Origin of the sequence: Burkholderia sp. BCC0044 (assembly GCF_902832955.1) — a bacterium.
Classification (GTDB): domain Bacteria; phylum Pseudomonadota; class Gammaproteobacteria; order Burkholderiales; family Burkholderiaceae; genus Burkholderia.
The window spans coordinates 570,349-585,607 of sequence record NZ_CADFDO010000001.1 but is presented as its reverse complement, the minus strand read 5'-3'; the positions used below and the strand labels follow the sequence as shown (position 1 = coordinate 585,607).

General features: G+C 66.4%; 12 protein-coding genes. 3 read left to right on the top strand and 9 right to left on the bottom strand.

Annotation, left to right across the window (positions count from 1 at the left end; translation table 11 throughout):
* Positions 1-44: 44 nt before the first annotated feature.
* Positions 45-476, top strand: coding sequence for a hypothetical protein (locus tag HWX14_RS02640; RefSeq protein WP_175881427.1), 432 nt, complete (start codon positions 45-47; stop codon positions 474-476).
* A gap of 85 nt (positions 477-561) precedes the next feature.
* A complete protein-coding gene (locus HWX14_RS02635; protein WP_175881426.1) occupies positions 562-1,296 on the top strand; it encodes an autoinducer binding domain-containing protein in 735 nt (244 codons plus the stop codon).
* Here HWX14_RS02635 and HWX14_RS02630 read toward each other — a convergent pair.
* From HWX14_RS02630 to HWX14_RS02605, 6 genes are read right to left on the bottom strand one after another with little or no spacing between them, the layout of a single operon-like run.
* Positions 1,219-2,001 (bottom strand): glutamine amidotransferase, encoded by a 783-nt coding sequence (locus HWX14_RS02630; RefSeq protein WP_175881425.1) that lies wholly within the window; start codon positions 1,999-2,001, stop codon positions 1,219-1,221. The genes HWX14_RS02635 and HWX14_RS02630 overlap by 78 nt on opposite strands.
* Before the next feature lie 20 nt (positions 2,002-2,021).
* Positions 2,022-2,666, bottom strand: a complete 645-nt coding sequence (locus HWX14_RS02625) for a glutathione S-transferase (RefSeq protein WP_175881424.1) — start codon at positions 2,664-2,666, stop codon at positions 2,022-2,024.
* The gene (gene metC / locus HWX14_RS02620; protein WP_175881423.1) at positions 2,660-3,904 is read right to left on the bottom strand and encodes a cystathionine beta-lyase; all 1,245 of its coding nucleotides are present in this window, start codon (positions 3,902-3,904) and stop codon (positions 2,660-2,662) included. Before metC ends, HWX14_RS02625 begins: the two co-directional genes overlap by 7 nt.
* A complete protein-coding gene (locus HWX14_RS02615) occupies positions 3,895-4,548 on the bottom strand; it encodes a pyridoxal 5'-phosphate synthase (protein ID WP_175881422.1) in 654 nt (217 codons plus the stop codon). Before HWX14_RS02615 ends, metC begins: the two co-directional genes overlap by 10 nt.
* An 8-nt stretch (positions 4,549-4,556) precedes the next feature.
* Positions 4,557-5,459 (bottom strand): CoA ester lyase, encoded by a 903-nt coding sequence (locus tag HWX14_RS02610; RefSeq protein WP_124556487.1) that lies wholly within the window; start codon positions 5,457-5,459, stop codon positions 4,557-4,559.
* Positions 5,460-5,517: 58 nt separating this feature from the next.
* Entirely contained in the window at positions 5,518-6,660 is a 1,143-nt protein-coding gene (locus HWX14_RS02605; RefSeq protein ID WP_175881421.1) for an acyl-CoA dehydrogenase family protein, read from the bottom strand.
* Positions 6,661-7,098: 438 nt separating this feature from the next.
* Here HWX14_RS02605 and HWX14_RS02600 point away from each other — a divergent pair, with 438 nt between their 5' ends.
* The gene (locus HWX14_RS02600; protein WP_175881420.1) at positions 7,099-8,112 is read left to right on the top strand and encodes a hypothetical protein; all 1,014 of its coding nucleotides are present in this window, start codon (positions 7,099-7,101) and stop codon (positions 8,110-8,112) included.
* A gap of 378 nt (positions 8,113-8,490) precedes the next feature.
* Here the strand turns inward: HWX14_RS02600 and HWX14_RS02595 are convergent, their stop codons facing one another.
* The 3 genes from HWX14_RS02595 to HWX14_RS02585 form a co-directional block, all read right to left on the bottom strand.
* Positions 8,491-11,211 carry a TonB-dependent receptor gene (locus tag HWX14_RS02595; protein WP_175881419.1) on the bottom strand — a complete coding sequence of 907 codons (2,721 nt, stop codon included), beginning with the start codon at positions 11,209-11,211 and terminating at the stop codon, positions 8,491-8,493.
* Positions 11,212-11,849: 638 nt separating this feature from the next.
* Entirely contained in the window at positions 11,850-11,996 is a 147-nt protein-coding gene (locus HWX14_RS02590; protein ID WP_279611797.1) for a Tn3 family transposase, read from the bottom strand.
* Between the two features lie 42 nt (positions 11,997-12,038).
* Positions 12,039-15,212 carry a multidrug efflux RND transporter permease subunit gene (locus tag HWX14_RS02585; protein ID WP_175882333.1) on the bottom strand — a complete coding sequence of 1,058 codons (3,174 nt, stop codon included), beginning with the start codon at positions 15,210-15,212 and terminating at the stop codon, positions 12,039-12,041.
* Between the last annotated feature and the right edge of the window lie 47 nt (positions 15,213-15,259).

Sequence of the window (15,259 nt, the reverse complement as noted above, 5' to 3'; positions counted from 1 at the left end):
GCCCGTTCCGACCCATGCTGTTCAATTCGATGGAGACTGACCCGATGCCTACCCACCACGCAGGAAACACGCCGTCCGCACTGGCGGCGCTCGCCGTGTTCGACGTCACGGAATTTCCGCTCGTCGTCGTGCGCAACGATGCAATCGCATCCGGCGGCTACGCGCAGCGCTGGCTCGACGACATGCACGCGCTGATGCGGCACGGCGAGCCGTTTGTCATGATCTTTCCGCCGGCCCGCCCCGACGAGCCGCACGACGACCGCAAGGAACGCGGCCTGTGGCTCAAGCAGAACCGCGCCGCGCTCGCCGCGGTTTGCCGCGCGCTCGTGTCGATCGAACCGGACCCGCGCGAGCGCGAAGCGGCCATCGCCAACGCGGCCGGCATCGAGAAGGCGTTCGGGATTCCGTTCGACGTGACGGCTTCGCTCGACGACGCGAAGCAGGCGGGCCGGCGACGCCTGACGGAGGCGGTCTAGCGCGGCCCGTTCGCGCGCAACGCCTCGAACCGGTTGCGCAAGTCCGCCTGATTGCAGATTCCAACAAATACACGGGGTGGCTTGGATGAAAGGACTGGATTGTCTGAAATGGTTGGTACCCGGCGACACGGACGCGTCATGGCAGCGGATGACCGACGCGGCCGCCGGCATGGGATTCGACAAGGTCGTGCTGATCGTGTTGCCGTTCACCGGCGCATCGTTCGATCTCGCGCGCAAGTGGAGCAGCGGCGTGCCGGGCTGGACGGCGCTGTACCGGCAGCGGCAGTTCGACCGCGTCGATCCGACGCTGCAACATTGCTTCCGCTCGGCGCTGCCGCTCGTCTGGGACGACACGCTGTTCGGCCTGGCCGGGCAACGGCCGTGCTACGAAGCGGCGGCCGCGTACGGCATGCGCAGCGGCGTCGTGCTGCCCGTGCGCGGCCCGAAGGGGGAGGTCGGCATGCTGTCGTGCGCGAGCGCGGACGATCTCGCCGCCACGCGCGAGCGCTGCGACCGACATCTGGCGGCGCTCACGCTGTTGCGCGACATCGCCTGCGAAGCGATCGCGGGCACGCGCTGTCACACACCGCCCGACAGCGTGCCGCGCCTCAGCCGGCGAGAGGTCGAGTGCCTGCGCTGGCATGCGGCCGGCAAGACCTCGTGGGAAATCGGCCACATCCTGAACGTGACCGAGTCGTGCATCAACTTCCACTTCATGAACATCCGCCGCAAGTTCAACGTGTCACGTCGGCACGAAGCCGTGCTGCGCGCGGTCGAGTGGGGGCTGATCAGCATCTCCGACGTCACGGTGCCGAGCTGATGCCGGCGTCTCGTCGAGCCAGCGGTCGAGAAACGCGCTGAGCCACGCGGCCGTCGCGCGGTCGTGCCGGCAGCCTTCGCTGGCCTGCGTCGCGAGATCCTGCGCGCCGGGCACCGTCAGCTTGTGCGCGGCGGCCGTACTCCAGCGCCGCATCATCGGATAGCTCACTTCCGGATGGAACTGGACACCGTACGCGCGCGGCCCGTAACGGACGGCCTGGTTCTCGAAATGCTCGCCGGTCGCGAGGATCTCGAGCCCGGCCACGCGCTCGAAGCCCTCGCGATGCCACTGGTACACGTGCGACGGCCATGAACCGAGCCGCCGGCCGGCCGGCGTCGCGGCGATCGGCCAGTAGCCGATTTCCGCGCGGCCGTCGCGATGCGCGTTCACGCGACCGCCCAGATGCCGAATCATCATCTGCGCGCCGAGGCAGACACCGAGAAACGGCGCCGCCTCGCGCAGCGGCACACCGATCCAGTCGATCTCGTCGCGGATCCAGCGATCGTCGTCGTTGGCGCTCATCGGGCCGCCGAACACCACGGCGCCCGCATGGTCGGCGAGCGTCGCCGGCAACGGATCGCCGAGCGGCGGGCGGCGGATGTCGAGCGGATGGCCGCGGGCGGCGAGCAGCCGGCCGATCCGGCCGGGGCTCGACTGTTCGCGATGCAGCACGATCAGGATCGGACGAAGGGCTAAGTGCGTCATGTCGGGTGGTCGGTAGAAGGTCAGCCGGGCTGGCCGCGCAACGCGTCGAACGACACCATCACCTGTTCGCGGTAGGCGGGCCGTCGGCACAGGCGAGCGTACCAGGCTTCGACGTGCGGCAACGGCGGCCGCTCGACGTCGAGCGAGAAATAGCGGAACAGCGTCGCGCCGGCCGGAATGTCGGCCAGGCCCGGCGTCGCGCCGCCGAGAAACGGCTGGGTCGACAGCAGCCGGTCGAGCAGCCGGTAATGCATCGCGCTGCGCGCGGCCTTGTCGAGCACGATCGCGTCGTCGCGCCGCTCCGGCGGCGTTCGCACGAGCGCCCAGAACAAGCCGGTCATCACGTCGGGTTCGAGCGCGGTCTGCGACCAGTCCATCCAGCGCTCCGCGCGCGAACGGGCGAACGTGTCGCGGCACCAGAACGGATTGTCCGGCACGCGCGCGGCCAGATAGCGCAGGATCGTGTGCGACTCCCACACGACGTCGCCGTCCCAGTCGATCACCGGAATCCGGCAGGTCGGATTCAGCGCCGCGAACGCGGGCGTCTGCAGCGAGCCGTGCTCGCCGCCGACCGCAATATGCCGGTAGGGCAGGCCGAGCTCGCCGATGAGCCACAACACCTTCTGCACGTTGAACGACGTGCGGCGACCCCAGACGGTCAGCATCGCGCGGCATCCTCGCACGCGGCGATCGGCGCGCATGCCGCGTAGCGATCGAGGCCCGCCGCCAGATCGGCGATCAGGTCGTCCGCATCCTCGAGCCCGATGTGCAGGCGCACGCCGCGGCTGCCGGCCGGCCAGCGCGCGGCGAGGCCGTGCGCGTCCAGCTCGAACGGCAGCGCGAGGCTCTCGTAGCCGCCCCACGAATAGCCGAGCCCGAACAGCGCCAGGTGATCGAGAAACGCGTCGATCGCGTGCGCCGGAGCCGGCTGCAGCACGACCGAGAACAGCCCCGACGCGCCGCGGAAATCGCGGCGCCACAGCGCGTGCCCGTCGTCGCCCGGCAACGCCGGATACAGCACGCGCTGCACCTCGGGACGCCGTTCGAGCCAGCTCGCGACCGCGAGCGCGTTGCGCTGGTGCTGCCGCAACCGCACGCCGAGCGTGCGCAACCCGCGCAGCGCGAGATACACGTCGTCGGGGCCCGCGCACAGGCCGAGATCGCCATGCAGTTGCTTCAGCGCGGGCCACGCGCGCGCGTTGGCCGACACCGTGCCGAGCATCGCATCCGAGTGCCCGACCAGATACTTGGTGCCGGCCTGGATCGACACGTCGATCCCGAACGCATGCGGCTGGAAGAACAGCGGCGTGGCCCAGCTGTTGTCCGCGATGACCTGCGCGCCGTGCGCGTGCGCGAGCCGCACGAGGGCAGGGATGTCGTGCATGTCGAACGTGTAGGAGCCGGGCACTTCGACGTACAGTGCGCGCGTGTTCGGACGAAACGCGGCTGCGACGGGCGTGCTGCCGTCGTACCAGGTCGTCTCGACGCCGAGCCGCGCCAGCACGCCTTCGCATGCGTGACGCACCGGGCCGTAGACCGATGCGGTCATCAGCAGATGGTCGCCGGGCTTCAGGCACGACAGCAGCGCGAGCGTGCACGCGGACAGGCCCGACGGGCACAGCACAGCGCCTGCGCCGCCTTCGAGGCTCGTCACCGCGCGCTCGAGCGCGTCCGTCGTCGGCGTGCCGCGACGGCCGTAGATATACGGCTGCGTGCGGTTCAGCAGATCCGACACCGTCGGACTGAGCACGGTCGACGCATGGTAGACGGGCGGATTGACGAAGCCGTGCCACGCGGCGCTGTCGCGGCCCGCATGCGCAAGCCGCGTGTCGTCATGCAGGCGGTCATGCGTGCCGTCGCGCGGCAGCGACGCCGGCAGCGGTTCGTCAGGCTTCACGGCCATAGCGCACACCGTTCCCAGCGCGCGCCGGCGCGACGATAAGCCTGCCGTGCGAAACGGCGCGAACTGTCGGCCCGCCAGAACTCGACTTCGTCGGGTGCCAGCGTATACAGGTGCCAGTCGTCCGACACGAGCGCCGGGTCGGCGGCCAGCCGTTCGAGTTGCGCGTCGATCGCCTGCGTCAGGTCGGCCGGATCGTCGAGCCGTTCGCTTTGCCGTCCGGCCAGGATGCTCGCGCGCGACCGCTCGGGGCGGCTCGCGAAATCGGCCTGGCCTTCGGCGTCCGGCAAGCGCTCGACCGGGCCGCTCAGCCGGACCTGGCTCGCGATCGCGGGCCAATAGAACGTCAGCGCCGCGAACGGCTGGTTCGCAAGCTGGCGCCCCTTGGGACTGCGCGCGTTCGCCGCGAAATGCCAGCCGCGTGCGTCGACGTTCAGCAGCACGACGGAACGTGCATCGGGCCGCCCGTCCGGGCGGACCGTCGACAGCGTCGTCACCTGCGGTTCGAGCGCGCCGGCGGTCACGGCCTCGTCGAGCCAGCGCTCGAACTGCGCGTGCGGCGTGTCGGCCCAGTGGTCGGCCGGCACGTGCGGCGCGGCATGCGCGAGGGTTTTCAGCGCCTTCAGGCGCGTGGCGATCGTCTCCATGGCGACACTCATGCGATGCCGAATTGCGTCGCGCGGGCGATCAGCCGATGCGCGGCGAGATAGTCGGGGACTTCCGCGAGGAAGCCGTCGACGACGGCGGCGGCCACGCGGCGGCCGCCGGAGGTACGCCGCGCATGATCGAACGCGTCGATCACGCGGCGGGCGAGGGCGACTTCATCGGCCGTCGGCGTCAGCACGCGATTGACGACCGGCACGAACTGCGCGTTGACGATCGCTTTCGCCTGGTAGCCGAGGCCGCGCGACACGCGCATGTCGAGTTCCGCGCCTTCGTTGTCGGCATAGCTGTACGGGCAGTCGATCGCGGTCACGCCGACCGCCGCGCATTCGACGCGAAAGCGCGAGCGCACGTAGTCGAGCTCGCGGCCCGCACGGGTGCGCTCGGCGCCCATGTCGGCCACCATGTCCTCGGTCGCGACGAGCACGGCCGACACGCGCGGGCTCGAGCGCGCAATCGCCATCGTGTTCACGAGGCCGAGCGTCGTCTCGACGTTCGGCACCAGTTCGGTCGAGCCCGGTGCGATGTCGTATTCGCGCTCGAAGCGCGTGACGGCCTCGTCGAGCGCGACGACCTGCTCGGGCGTCGCGACGTACGACATCATCACGATGTCCGGGCGGCCGCGCATCGCGGCGCGCAGGTCGTCGATGCCGCCCGCGTCGAGCGGATTCACGCGCACGGACGCCAGCACGCCGGCATCGCGCCAGCCCGCGAGCACCCGCTCGCTCAGTTCGCGTGCGGCCGGGCGCCGGTCGGGCGGCGTAAAGGTTTCGAGTTCCTGGATCAGCACATCCGCGCCGCTCGCGGTGCCGTCAACGAGCGCATCGTGATCGGCGCCGGCGAGAAACAGCCAGGAGCGGCGCAGGCGGGAAGGGCGTCGGTTCGTCGGTGTCATGCGTGGGTTCCTGTAGGGCGCGTGGTGCGCGGGGTATGCGTGGCGATGGCGCGGGCAATCAGCCGGCGCGCATCATCTGGTTGAAGATGTTCTTGCGATGCATTTCCTCGGTGCCGCCGACGCTCATGAAGCCCAGCGCATCCGACGCGAACGCGGCCACCGGCCCGGCCTGATAGCCGAGGCTGCCGTACAGCCGCACGAGGCCGAGCGCGCCGTCGACGAGATCCTGCGCGCCGACCAGCTTCGCGATCGAGCACGTCATCAACGCCTGCGGGTGATCCGTCAGCAACTGCGCGAGCGCGCCGCGCGCGAGCCACGTGCCGCGCTCCATGCCGATCTGCAGGTCGACGAGGCGGCGCTGCACGTACTGATGTGCATCGATCGTGCTGTCGAAGCTGCGTCGCTCGCGGCAATAGCCGATCGCGTCGCGCAGATAGGGCGCCGTCACCTGGGCCGCGACGAGGCCGTAATAGAGCCGGCCGAGCGAGATGATGTCGATCAGGTTGCCGAGCCCGGCGCCCGGTTCGCCGAGCAACTGGCCGCGTGCGATCGGACAGTCGTCGAAGTGCAGCGCGCCGGTGGGCAGGTCGTCGAGGCCGAGCTTGCGGTCGGGCGGGGCCACCGTCATGCCCGGCTGGTCGCGATCGACGATCACGAGCGCGGTGTTGCGCCGGCCCGGCGTTTCGATGCGCGTGACGACGAGGATGAAACGCGCGAGCGGCGCATGCGCGATATTGAATTTGCTGCCGGTCAGCCGGTAGCCGTCGCCGTGCTCGGCGAGCGTCGTCGCGATGCTGCGCACGTCGGTGCCGGTGCCCGGCTCGGCAATCGCGGTCGCGCTCAGTTCGCCACGCAGAATCGCGCCGAAATAGCGGTCCTGCTGCGCCGCCGTGCCATATCGTTCGAGTGCGCGCACCATGCCGGCCTGCGCGATCACCGACAGCAGCAGCGCCGGGCGGCGGATCGACGACGCGAGCCCTTCGAGCGCCGCGGAAAAATGCCACCAGCCGTGACCGTCGCCGCCATACGTCTCCGGCACGATCATGTCCCACAGTCCTTCGTGCCCGAGCCGCGTCCAGCCGGCTTCGTCGAATCCGGCGGGCGCACGGCCGTCACGCTCCACGGCGGCGGCGATCCCGGCGCCGATATCGCGAAACCGCGCAAGCGTCGCGTGCTGTTCCTGTGTCCAGTCGAATGGCATCTGTCGTGTCTCCGGTCGAAGCGGCGCGGCCTTCGACGGCGCGCCTGCGATGACGACAAGGTTAAGGGGGCACGGACAGCGGAGGTACTGGCAGTAGTGGTAGTTGCCGGGCGCGGCACGAATGAGCGGCTCGGTGGAATCGGGAGGGTGTGACACGAGGCTGCTCTATGTAGACAAAAGGGCGGGGCGTCGCGTTGCGGCGGGGATCGACGATATGTCGCATTTCAGCCGCGCGTTCTGCGAACGGTTTGAGACATCGCCGCGCACCTGGCGGGAACGACGAGCGAGCAGGCGAGCGGTTGCATCGTCGATGGCTTCGTCGTCGATGGGCGCACCGATATCGGCATCGGTGCACGTCAGCCGCCTGACCGGACGCCGCCTATAATCGCTATCAACTTCTCCACGAAATCGCGGTTGCCAAGGTGAGGGGGTGTCCAAATGGGACAGTGCCGTCGCATCTGTTCGCGCTTCGTCGTCGCAAGCTCGATCACCGGTCTGACAATACTGGCGTGCCCGATACACGCGCACGCCGAGGACGGGCCTTCGAGCTCACCGGGCGCGCCCAAACCATCGGGGAGAACGCTCAACGCCTATGCGGTGTATGGCGACGGACGCGCGACCGAGGGCGGCGATATGCATTGGCGTGCGTACGAAGTCGGCTTCGGCGACGTCCTGAACGACTACCTCTCCGTCTACCTTGCCTATTTGAACGAGGGGCATCCGCTGGATCACCATCGTGACGGTTTTGCCGCGCTGGGTTCGTTTCGTTGGCCGGTCGGCAGTCGTCTGGCGCTCGAATTTTCGGCGGGCCCGTATTTCAGCATGGACACGACACATGTCGACGACCAGCCACGCAATGAAAAACGCTGGGGCGTGCGTGCGTCGGCAGCGGTGCGGTATTACCTCGTTCCCAAGCGCTTCTTTCTCAAGCTGCAGTACAACCACGTCCAGATGATTGGCGGATTCAATTCCGACGCGGTGCTCTTCGGTATCGGCTCGGATTTCGGCGGCAATCCTGGCCCGGTGTTTTCGGACGGCAAGACGCAGGTCGGCGTTTGGGCCGGGACGTCGCAGACGAACCGTCCTCAAGTGCCGATCGAAAAGGGATACATGATCGAGGTCAAGCGGCCGCTCGGCAATGCGTGGGCCTATTCGGCGAGCTTCGTCTACGAAGGCAACAATGGCGTTGCCGGCCGACGAGGCGTGGCCGCGCAATTCTGGTACGTCGCGCCGATCCAGACCAAATGGACGCTTTCGGCAGGCGTCGGTCCGTATCTGTCGCGGGATCGGAACGACGGCTCGGGCAGGACGCGCCTCAATGCGTTGCTCAGCGCGCAAGTGGCCTATCAGATCACGAACGAGTGGGCGGCGAGCTTGCGCTTCAATCGTGTCGCAACCGGCAACGACAAGGACCAGGACATGTTCATGGTCGGGGTGGCACGCAATTTCTAGTTCGAGTGAATGACGTTGAATCGGTGCAGTTCGCGCATCGTCATCGTGATCCGTTCCGTCGCTGCCATCGAAGCCTCCAGCGCTGGATTCCCAGCGGCCGATCAGCTTACGATGGGTCGAAAAACGGACATTTGAACTTAGCCAGAAGCGGACATTACTAAATGGCCGTTACACACAAATCATCGATAATGTTGATTATGTCAAATACGATAAATCGACTGCACGAGGTACTGTTGGCCGAGCGTCCTCGCGTTCAAACCTTGCACCTCTGCTCGATGTAGCCGATCTGATCCTCGTTGGAACCGATGTGCTCATTCTCCGTCGTCCCGGCGCGGGCCGCGCGCCGGGACGGATTGCCGCCTGACGGCTTCCTCCCTGTCAGAACCGGTACGTCGCCCCGACCTGGAAGAAACGACCAAGGTCCGTGTAGAGCGACTGGTCATAGCCAGTGATGTCGGGCACGGCTTGCCACTCGACGTCGAACGGCGGCTTCTTGTCGAAGAGGTTCGTGATGCCGCCGTAAATCGTCCAATGCTTGAAGCCGCGATAGTTGAACATGAGGTTGAACTGGCTGTACGACGCCACCGATCCCGTACCGCCGTCGCCGAATTCCGCGGCCACGGCGTTCGTATATGGCCCGGTGTATTGCCAGGTCAGCGTGGTGGTCAGCTGCCGGTAGTCCCAGCTCACGCTCGTATTGCCCTTCCAGCGCGGGTTGCTCGCGCCGAACGGCTGCAGCAGCGCAAGGTTGTTGCCGGCGAAGTCCTGCGGTGCGGTTCCGGGGCTGTGCAGCTTGAAGTGCCACACATAAGTCCAGTCGCCTGCGAGCGTGAACGTGCCGTACTTGGTGCGCAGCGCCTTGCGGAAGTTGAGATCGAAGCCATCGGTGTCGAGCGCACCGAGGTTCACGAAATGCTGAACGAGGTAACGCACCGACCCGTCGGCGTTGCGCACGACGCGGGAGGGATCGTTGGCGACGAGCACCGCGTTCGGATCGTCGGTGCCGATGACTCCGTCGATGCGGACCTTGTAGAACGCCGCGCCGATATCGGTCATCGCATCGGGCGAAAGCTGGAAGCCGATGTTGTAGTTCTTCGTGTGCTCGGGCTGAAGATTCGGATTGCCCGCGACTTGCTCCGTCGTGAAGTGCTTGGTCGGCACACCGCTCGGATCGTTCGGATCGACGAGGTTCTGGTGAGAGAGATAGACGGCCTGCGAGTTTTCGACGAGGGTCGGCGCGCGGAAGCCGCGACTGTACGATGCATACGTCGTCAGCATTTGCACCGGCTGGAAACGCAGCGCAAAGCTCGGCGAAAACGCCCCACCGAAGTCGCTGTAGTGATCGTAGCGGCCCGCCTGCGTGAACGTCAGGTTGCGCAGGATCGGAATGTCGACCTGGTAGAACGCGGCGGCGACGTTGCGCGAACCCTCCACCGTCTGCACGTTCGCGGGTGCGGATACGCCCTGCGACGCGAGCGTCTGCGGGTTGATCGTCGACGATTCGTGACGGAACTCGGTGCCCAGGCCCAGGCCGACCGGGCCCCCGGGCAGCGTGAAGAGATTCGACGTCGAGGCCTTGGCTGTCACGCTGTCGACCTTCGAGATGGCCTGCTGATCGTCGTCCGTGAAAACGCCGTTCAGGCCGTTTGGCGTGGCGGCCGGGTTCGAGAAGTTGTAGGTGCCGTTCGCGAGCATGTTCTCGAGGCCCGCGACGTTGATCCGGTTGCGATACGTCGTATCGACGGTGCTCTGCGAGTGGCCGTAATCGGCCGACCAGTCCCACGCGCCGAATCTGCCCGCGTCGAGCGAACCCTTGACGCCCGTGTTCGCCATCCAGAACGTCGATACCGTGTCCGCCCTCACGACGTTGCCCGGGAAGGTCAGGTTGATCGCCGTCGGCACGCCGAACGGGTTATAAGGATTGCTCACCGGTACGGTGCGCGGCAGCGGCGAAACGGACCCGGTCGAAGGGTTGTAGACGTTCGTCGTGCTCGAGATCGAGGCCGGTCCCTGCAACTGGACGGTTTCATCGCGGCTCACCCAGAAGCCCGCATAGGCCTGCGTGTTGTCGTCGATCTTGAAGGTGGCGCGCACCTTCGCGTTCAGGCGCGTCGTGGACGGAACGAGCGACGTCGACGCGGCCGGGTTGTACGTGCAATTGGTCGCGCTCGTCTTGCTGCCGGGCGGGCACGGCGAAAGCGGCACCTTGGAGCCGTCCGCCAGCGACCAGTACGATTGCTGGTTCGGCCCGAGCGGCGCTGCCAGCCCGCCGGGATATTGCGTGAAGTCTTGCGCCGACGTCATGTCGCGATCGCCGAGCGTCGAGCCCGAATCGCGGTAATAGCTGGCGGCCGCGGTCACGTTGAAGCGATCCGAATTCAGGTCGCCGAAGCCGGCCAGTACACTGAAGTTGCCCTGCCCGTCGCCCGGATGCTGCGCCTTGCCGAGTTGGCCGTCGATCTGCAGGCCCTGAAAGTTCTTCTTCGTAATGATGTTGACGACGCCCGCGATCGCGTCCGAGCCGTAGACGGATACCGCGCCGGTCTTGACGATCTCGACGCGCTCCACCATGTTCAACGGGATCGCGTTGACGTCGAAGAACGTGTCGGTGAAGTTCACCGACTGCGCATAGTTCGCGACGCGCTGGCCATCGACGAGCACGAGCGTGTATTTCTCGCTGAGCCCGCGCAACGCCATGCCGGCGCCGCCGGGGGCCGAGCTGTTCATCGTCGTCTGGCCCCAGCTGCTTGCGGAATTGGCCGAGGTCGAACGCAGGAAATCGGCGACCGTCGTGTATCCGCTTTGCTGGATTTCCTTTGCGGTGATGACCTGCACTTCGGTGTGGCCGACCTTGTCGGACGTGCGGATCAGCGAGCCCGTCACTTCGAACTTGTCGAGCTTTTTCACGGTCTGCCCGCCCGCGGCGGGGCCCGATGCCGGCGCGGGCGCAGCGGCGGCCGTGCTGCCGGTTTGCTCGGCGGCGACGTTCCCGTCGACAGGCGTTGTCTGCGCGTAAGCGGAGGTACCCAAAGCCGCCGTCAACGCGACTTCAGCCCATACGATGCTGCGTATTGCCGATCCCAAAGCCGTTGGTTTCATAACACCCCTCTGTCGTCGCAAGGCCTGACCTTTTTGTATGCACGGAGATTCGCCGGCCTTTAAATAGCGTTGCCCCGCGTTCCTGATTCGTCATCTGGCGATCACAAACATTCCGCCCGCCCGCTCATTTCTTTCAACATCATTTCTCCCACTGTCGAGTGGAATCAATTTGAAATAAAAGAAACGACACCCCTATAGAGTTAGGAAGCCTAATTACATGGATCGATCTTTCCACGCATCGAACGACCGCATACAAGATGCCCCTGGAACATTCGCACCATGGCGCTTCGTCAATTAGCGCGCATGTGTTGCCAGGAAAGGCAGTCGCTCGTTGAAGGGGTGCTTTACGTCTTCACTTTGAAGGTCTTAATGCACGGAATCTTCATTACCGTTCACTACAAAGTTTTACGTTGGACGCGAACATAGCAGGACAGAATCTATGCGTCAAAAAATATTTGATGCTACATAACTTTGTTTAGGTGCAATAGATGCACTCGGTTGGTGCCGAATAAAAATCGATATGGTTCATCAGCCGCTACCGTTGTCTTGTTTTCCTTGCTCGGCTGCCTTTTTCACCCGCTCGCGCATGCGCCGCAATGGAGCACGCGGCCGGGACTCGTCAGCCCGAACTTTTTTGTTTACCAGGGAGGAGACACGAATCCTTGGCATAGAAACAGTCCGAACACGTGATCGATGAATCCGGTCGTGTCGGTATAGTGTTCCTCGTTTATCAAATCGGACTCCTGATAGATTGGCCCTTCGAGCACGTGCCTGGCGTCGCGCACCCGTCATCCCGTGATCGCACCGCCGACACCCCGTCGCGACCATCAATCGATCTCCAGATTTTCAGCCGTTTTCACGCGCTGCGTCTCGCGCTTCGTCACCGCTGCATGCCGCCCGCGCCGGCCTATGGATACCACCACCCGAAACGCCACCGGCGCGAACACGAGCCCGAACATCGTCGCGGCGAGCACACCCCCGAACGCGCCCGTGCCGATCGAACGCCGGCTTTCCGCACCCGCGCCCGTCGCCAGCACGAGCGGCACGACGCCCAGCAGGAACGCCATCGACGTCATCATGATTGGCCGAAATCGCGCGGCGGCCGCGTCGATCACCGCCTGCCGCAGCGGCACGCCGCTCCCGGCCAGATCGCGCGCGTACTGCACGATCAGGATCGCATTCTTCGCCGCCAGCCCGACCACCGTGATCATCCCGACCTTGAAATACACGTCGTTCGGCATCCCGCGCGCGAGCGCCGCCGCGATCGCGCCGATCATGCCGAGCGGCACGATCGTCAGCACGGACAGCGGGACCGTCCAGCTTTCGTACAGCGCAGCAAGCGCCATGAAAACCGCAAGCACGGACAGCCCGACGAGCAGCGGCGTTTGCCGCGCGGCAACCTGCTCCTCGCGCGCCGCATCGACCCAGTCGAAGCCGATCCCGACCGGCAGTGCGCCGGCGAGCCGCTCCATCTCCGACATCGCCGCGCCTGAACTCGTGCCGGTCGCCGCGCGGCCGCTGATGTCGAGCGACGGATAGCCGTTGTAGCGATTCAGCATCACCGGGCCGACCGTCCAGTGCGGCGCGGCGATGGCCGACAACGGAACCATGTCGCCGGTGCGGTTCGGCACCGTCAGCGCCATCAGTTGCGCATCGGTCGCGCGCGCGGCCGGGTCGGCCTCAATGATCACCCGCCGCATCCGGCCCGATGCCGGAAAATCGTTGATGTAGTTCGAGCCGAACGTGCCGCCCAGAAGGCCCGCGATTCGCTCGAACGGCACGCCGAGCGCATACGCCTTCGCACGATCGACATCGAGTTCGATGCGCGGCGCGTCCGGCAGGTCTTCGAAATGGACGGCAGCGAGCAACGGATCCGCTTTCGCTCGTCCGGACAACTGCTCGCGAGCCGCCTTCAACGCGTCGAGCCCGACGCCGCCCCGATCCTCGAGCCGGAACGTGAATCCGTCGGAATGCCCGATGCCGCGCACCGACGGCGGCAGCGACGCCTCGACGTCGCCGTCGAGGATCGTGCCGAAACGCCCGTTGAGCCGGTCGCGCAACGCCATCGCGTCGACGTCGCGCCGCGCCCAGTCCCTCAGCTCCACGAATGCCATCCCGACGTTCTGCCCGCTGCCCGCGAAACTCCAGCCGATCACGCTCGTCACGTTCGCGATCGCCGGCTCCGCGCGCAGGATCGCCTCGACACGCTCGACGACCGCGAGCGTGCGCGCCTGCGTGGCGCCCGCCGGCAACTGGATCATCACCTGCAGCTGCCCCTGGTCCTCGGTCGGCAGGAAGCCGCCCGGCATCATCCCGTACAGCAGCCCGCATGCGATCACGAGCGCCGCGTAGACCGCCACGACCATGCCGGTGCGGCGCACGGCGAACACGGCGACACGGCGATACCCGGATTCGACGCGCGCGAAGGACGCACCGAAGCAGTCGGCCAGATGCGTGCCGATGCCACGTCGCCGCGCGTGGCCGATTCCGCCGTCGTGTCGCGCGACCGGCTTCAGCAGGTTCGCGCACAGTGCGGGCGTGAGCGACAGCGCCATGAACGACGACACCAGCATCGATGCGATCATCGCCACCGCGAACTGCCGGTAGATGCCGCCGACGGCGCCCGGAAAAAACGCCATCGGCACGAATACGGCGGTCAGCACCGCGGTCACACCGACGATCGCACCGCCGATCCGCTTCATTGCGCGGCGCGTGGCGTCGCGCGGCGACATGCCCTCCTCCATCACCCGGTGCACGCTCTCGACGACGACGATCGCATCGTCGACAAGGATGCCGATCGCCAGCACGAGACCGAACATCGTGAACACGTTGATCGACAGTCCGAACGCCCACATCGCGACGAACGCGCCCATCAGCGTCACGGGAATCACGACGGTCGGCACCAGCGTGTAACGCAGATCGCGCAGGAACAGCCACATCACGCAAAACACCAGCACGACCGCCTCGACGAGCGTCAGCACGACCTCCCGGATCGCGATCGTCACGAAATGAGCGCCATCGAACGGAATCTCCATCGCCACGCCCGGCGGCAATACCCTCGACAGTTCGGCAAGCCGCGCACGGATCGCGTTCGACGTTTCGAGCGCGTTGCCGCGCGGGCCAAGCTGGATGCCGACGGTTGCCGCCGGCCGGCCGTTCAGCCGCGAATAGAACGAGTAGTCGTCGCGGCCGATTTCGACACGCGCGACGTCGGCGACCCGCACCACCGAACCGTCCTGCTTCGACTTCAACACGATCCGGCCGAACTCCTCCGGCGACGTCAGCTGTCCCTTGACGACGATCGTCGCGGTGAGCTGCTGGCCGCGCTCGAACGGCGCATCGCCGATCGCACCGGCCGTCACCGTCGCGTTCTGCACGCCGATCGCCGCGATCACGTCATCGGCACCGAGGTCGTATTCACGCAATTTGTTCGGATCGAGCCAGACCCGCAGCGCCTCGCCGGCGTCCCACAGCTCGGCCGCGCCGACGCCCGGCGCACGCTTCAGTTCGCGCAGCACGTAGCGGTTCAGGTAATCGCCGAGTTGCGCGGAATCGCGCGTGCCGTCGGTCGACGTCAGCGTGACGAGCATCAGGAACGTGTTCGCTGCCTTGAATACGCTGATCCCCTGCTGGACGACCTGCTGCGGCAACCGCGGCTCGACCTGCTTCAGCCGGTTGTTCACGTCGACGAGCGCGATGTCCGGATCGGTGCCGGGCGAAAACGTGACGTCGATCTCGAGATTGCCGTGACCGTCGCTGCTCGTCGCGTAATACAGAAGCCCGTCGGCGCCGTCGAGGCTTTCCTCGATGATGCTGCCGACGTCGCCGTCGACCGTCTCGGTCGACGCGCCCGGATACGCGGCCGCGATCACGACCCGCGGCGGCGCAAGCCGCGGATATTGCGCGATCGGAAGCTGCGGAATGGCGAGCACGCCGGCGACGACGATTGCGAGCGCAACGATCCACGCAAAGACGGGACGATCGATGAAGAACGATGGCATCGGCATGCGTCAGCGAACCGCCGGCGTGTCGGCGCGGGACCGCGGAA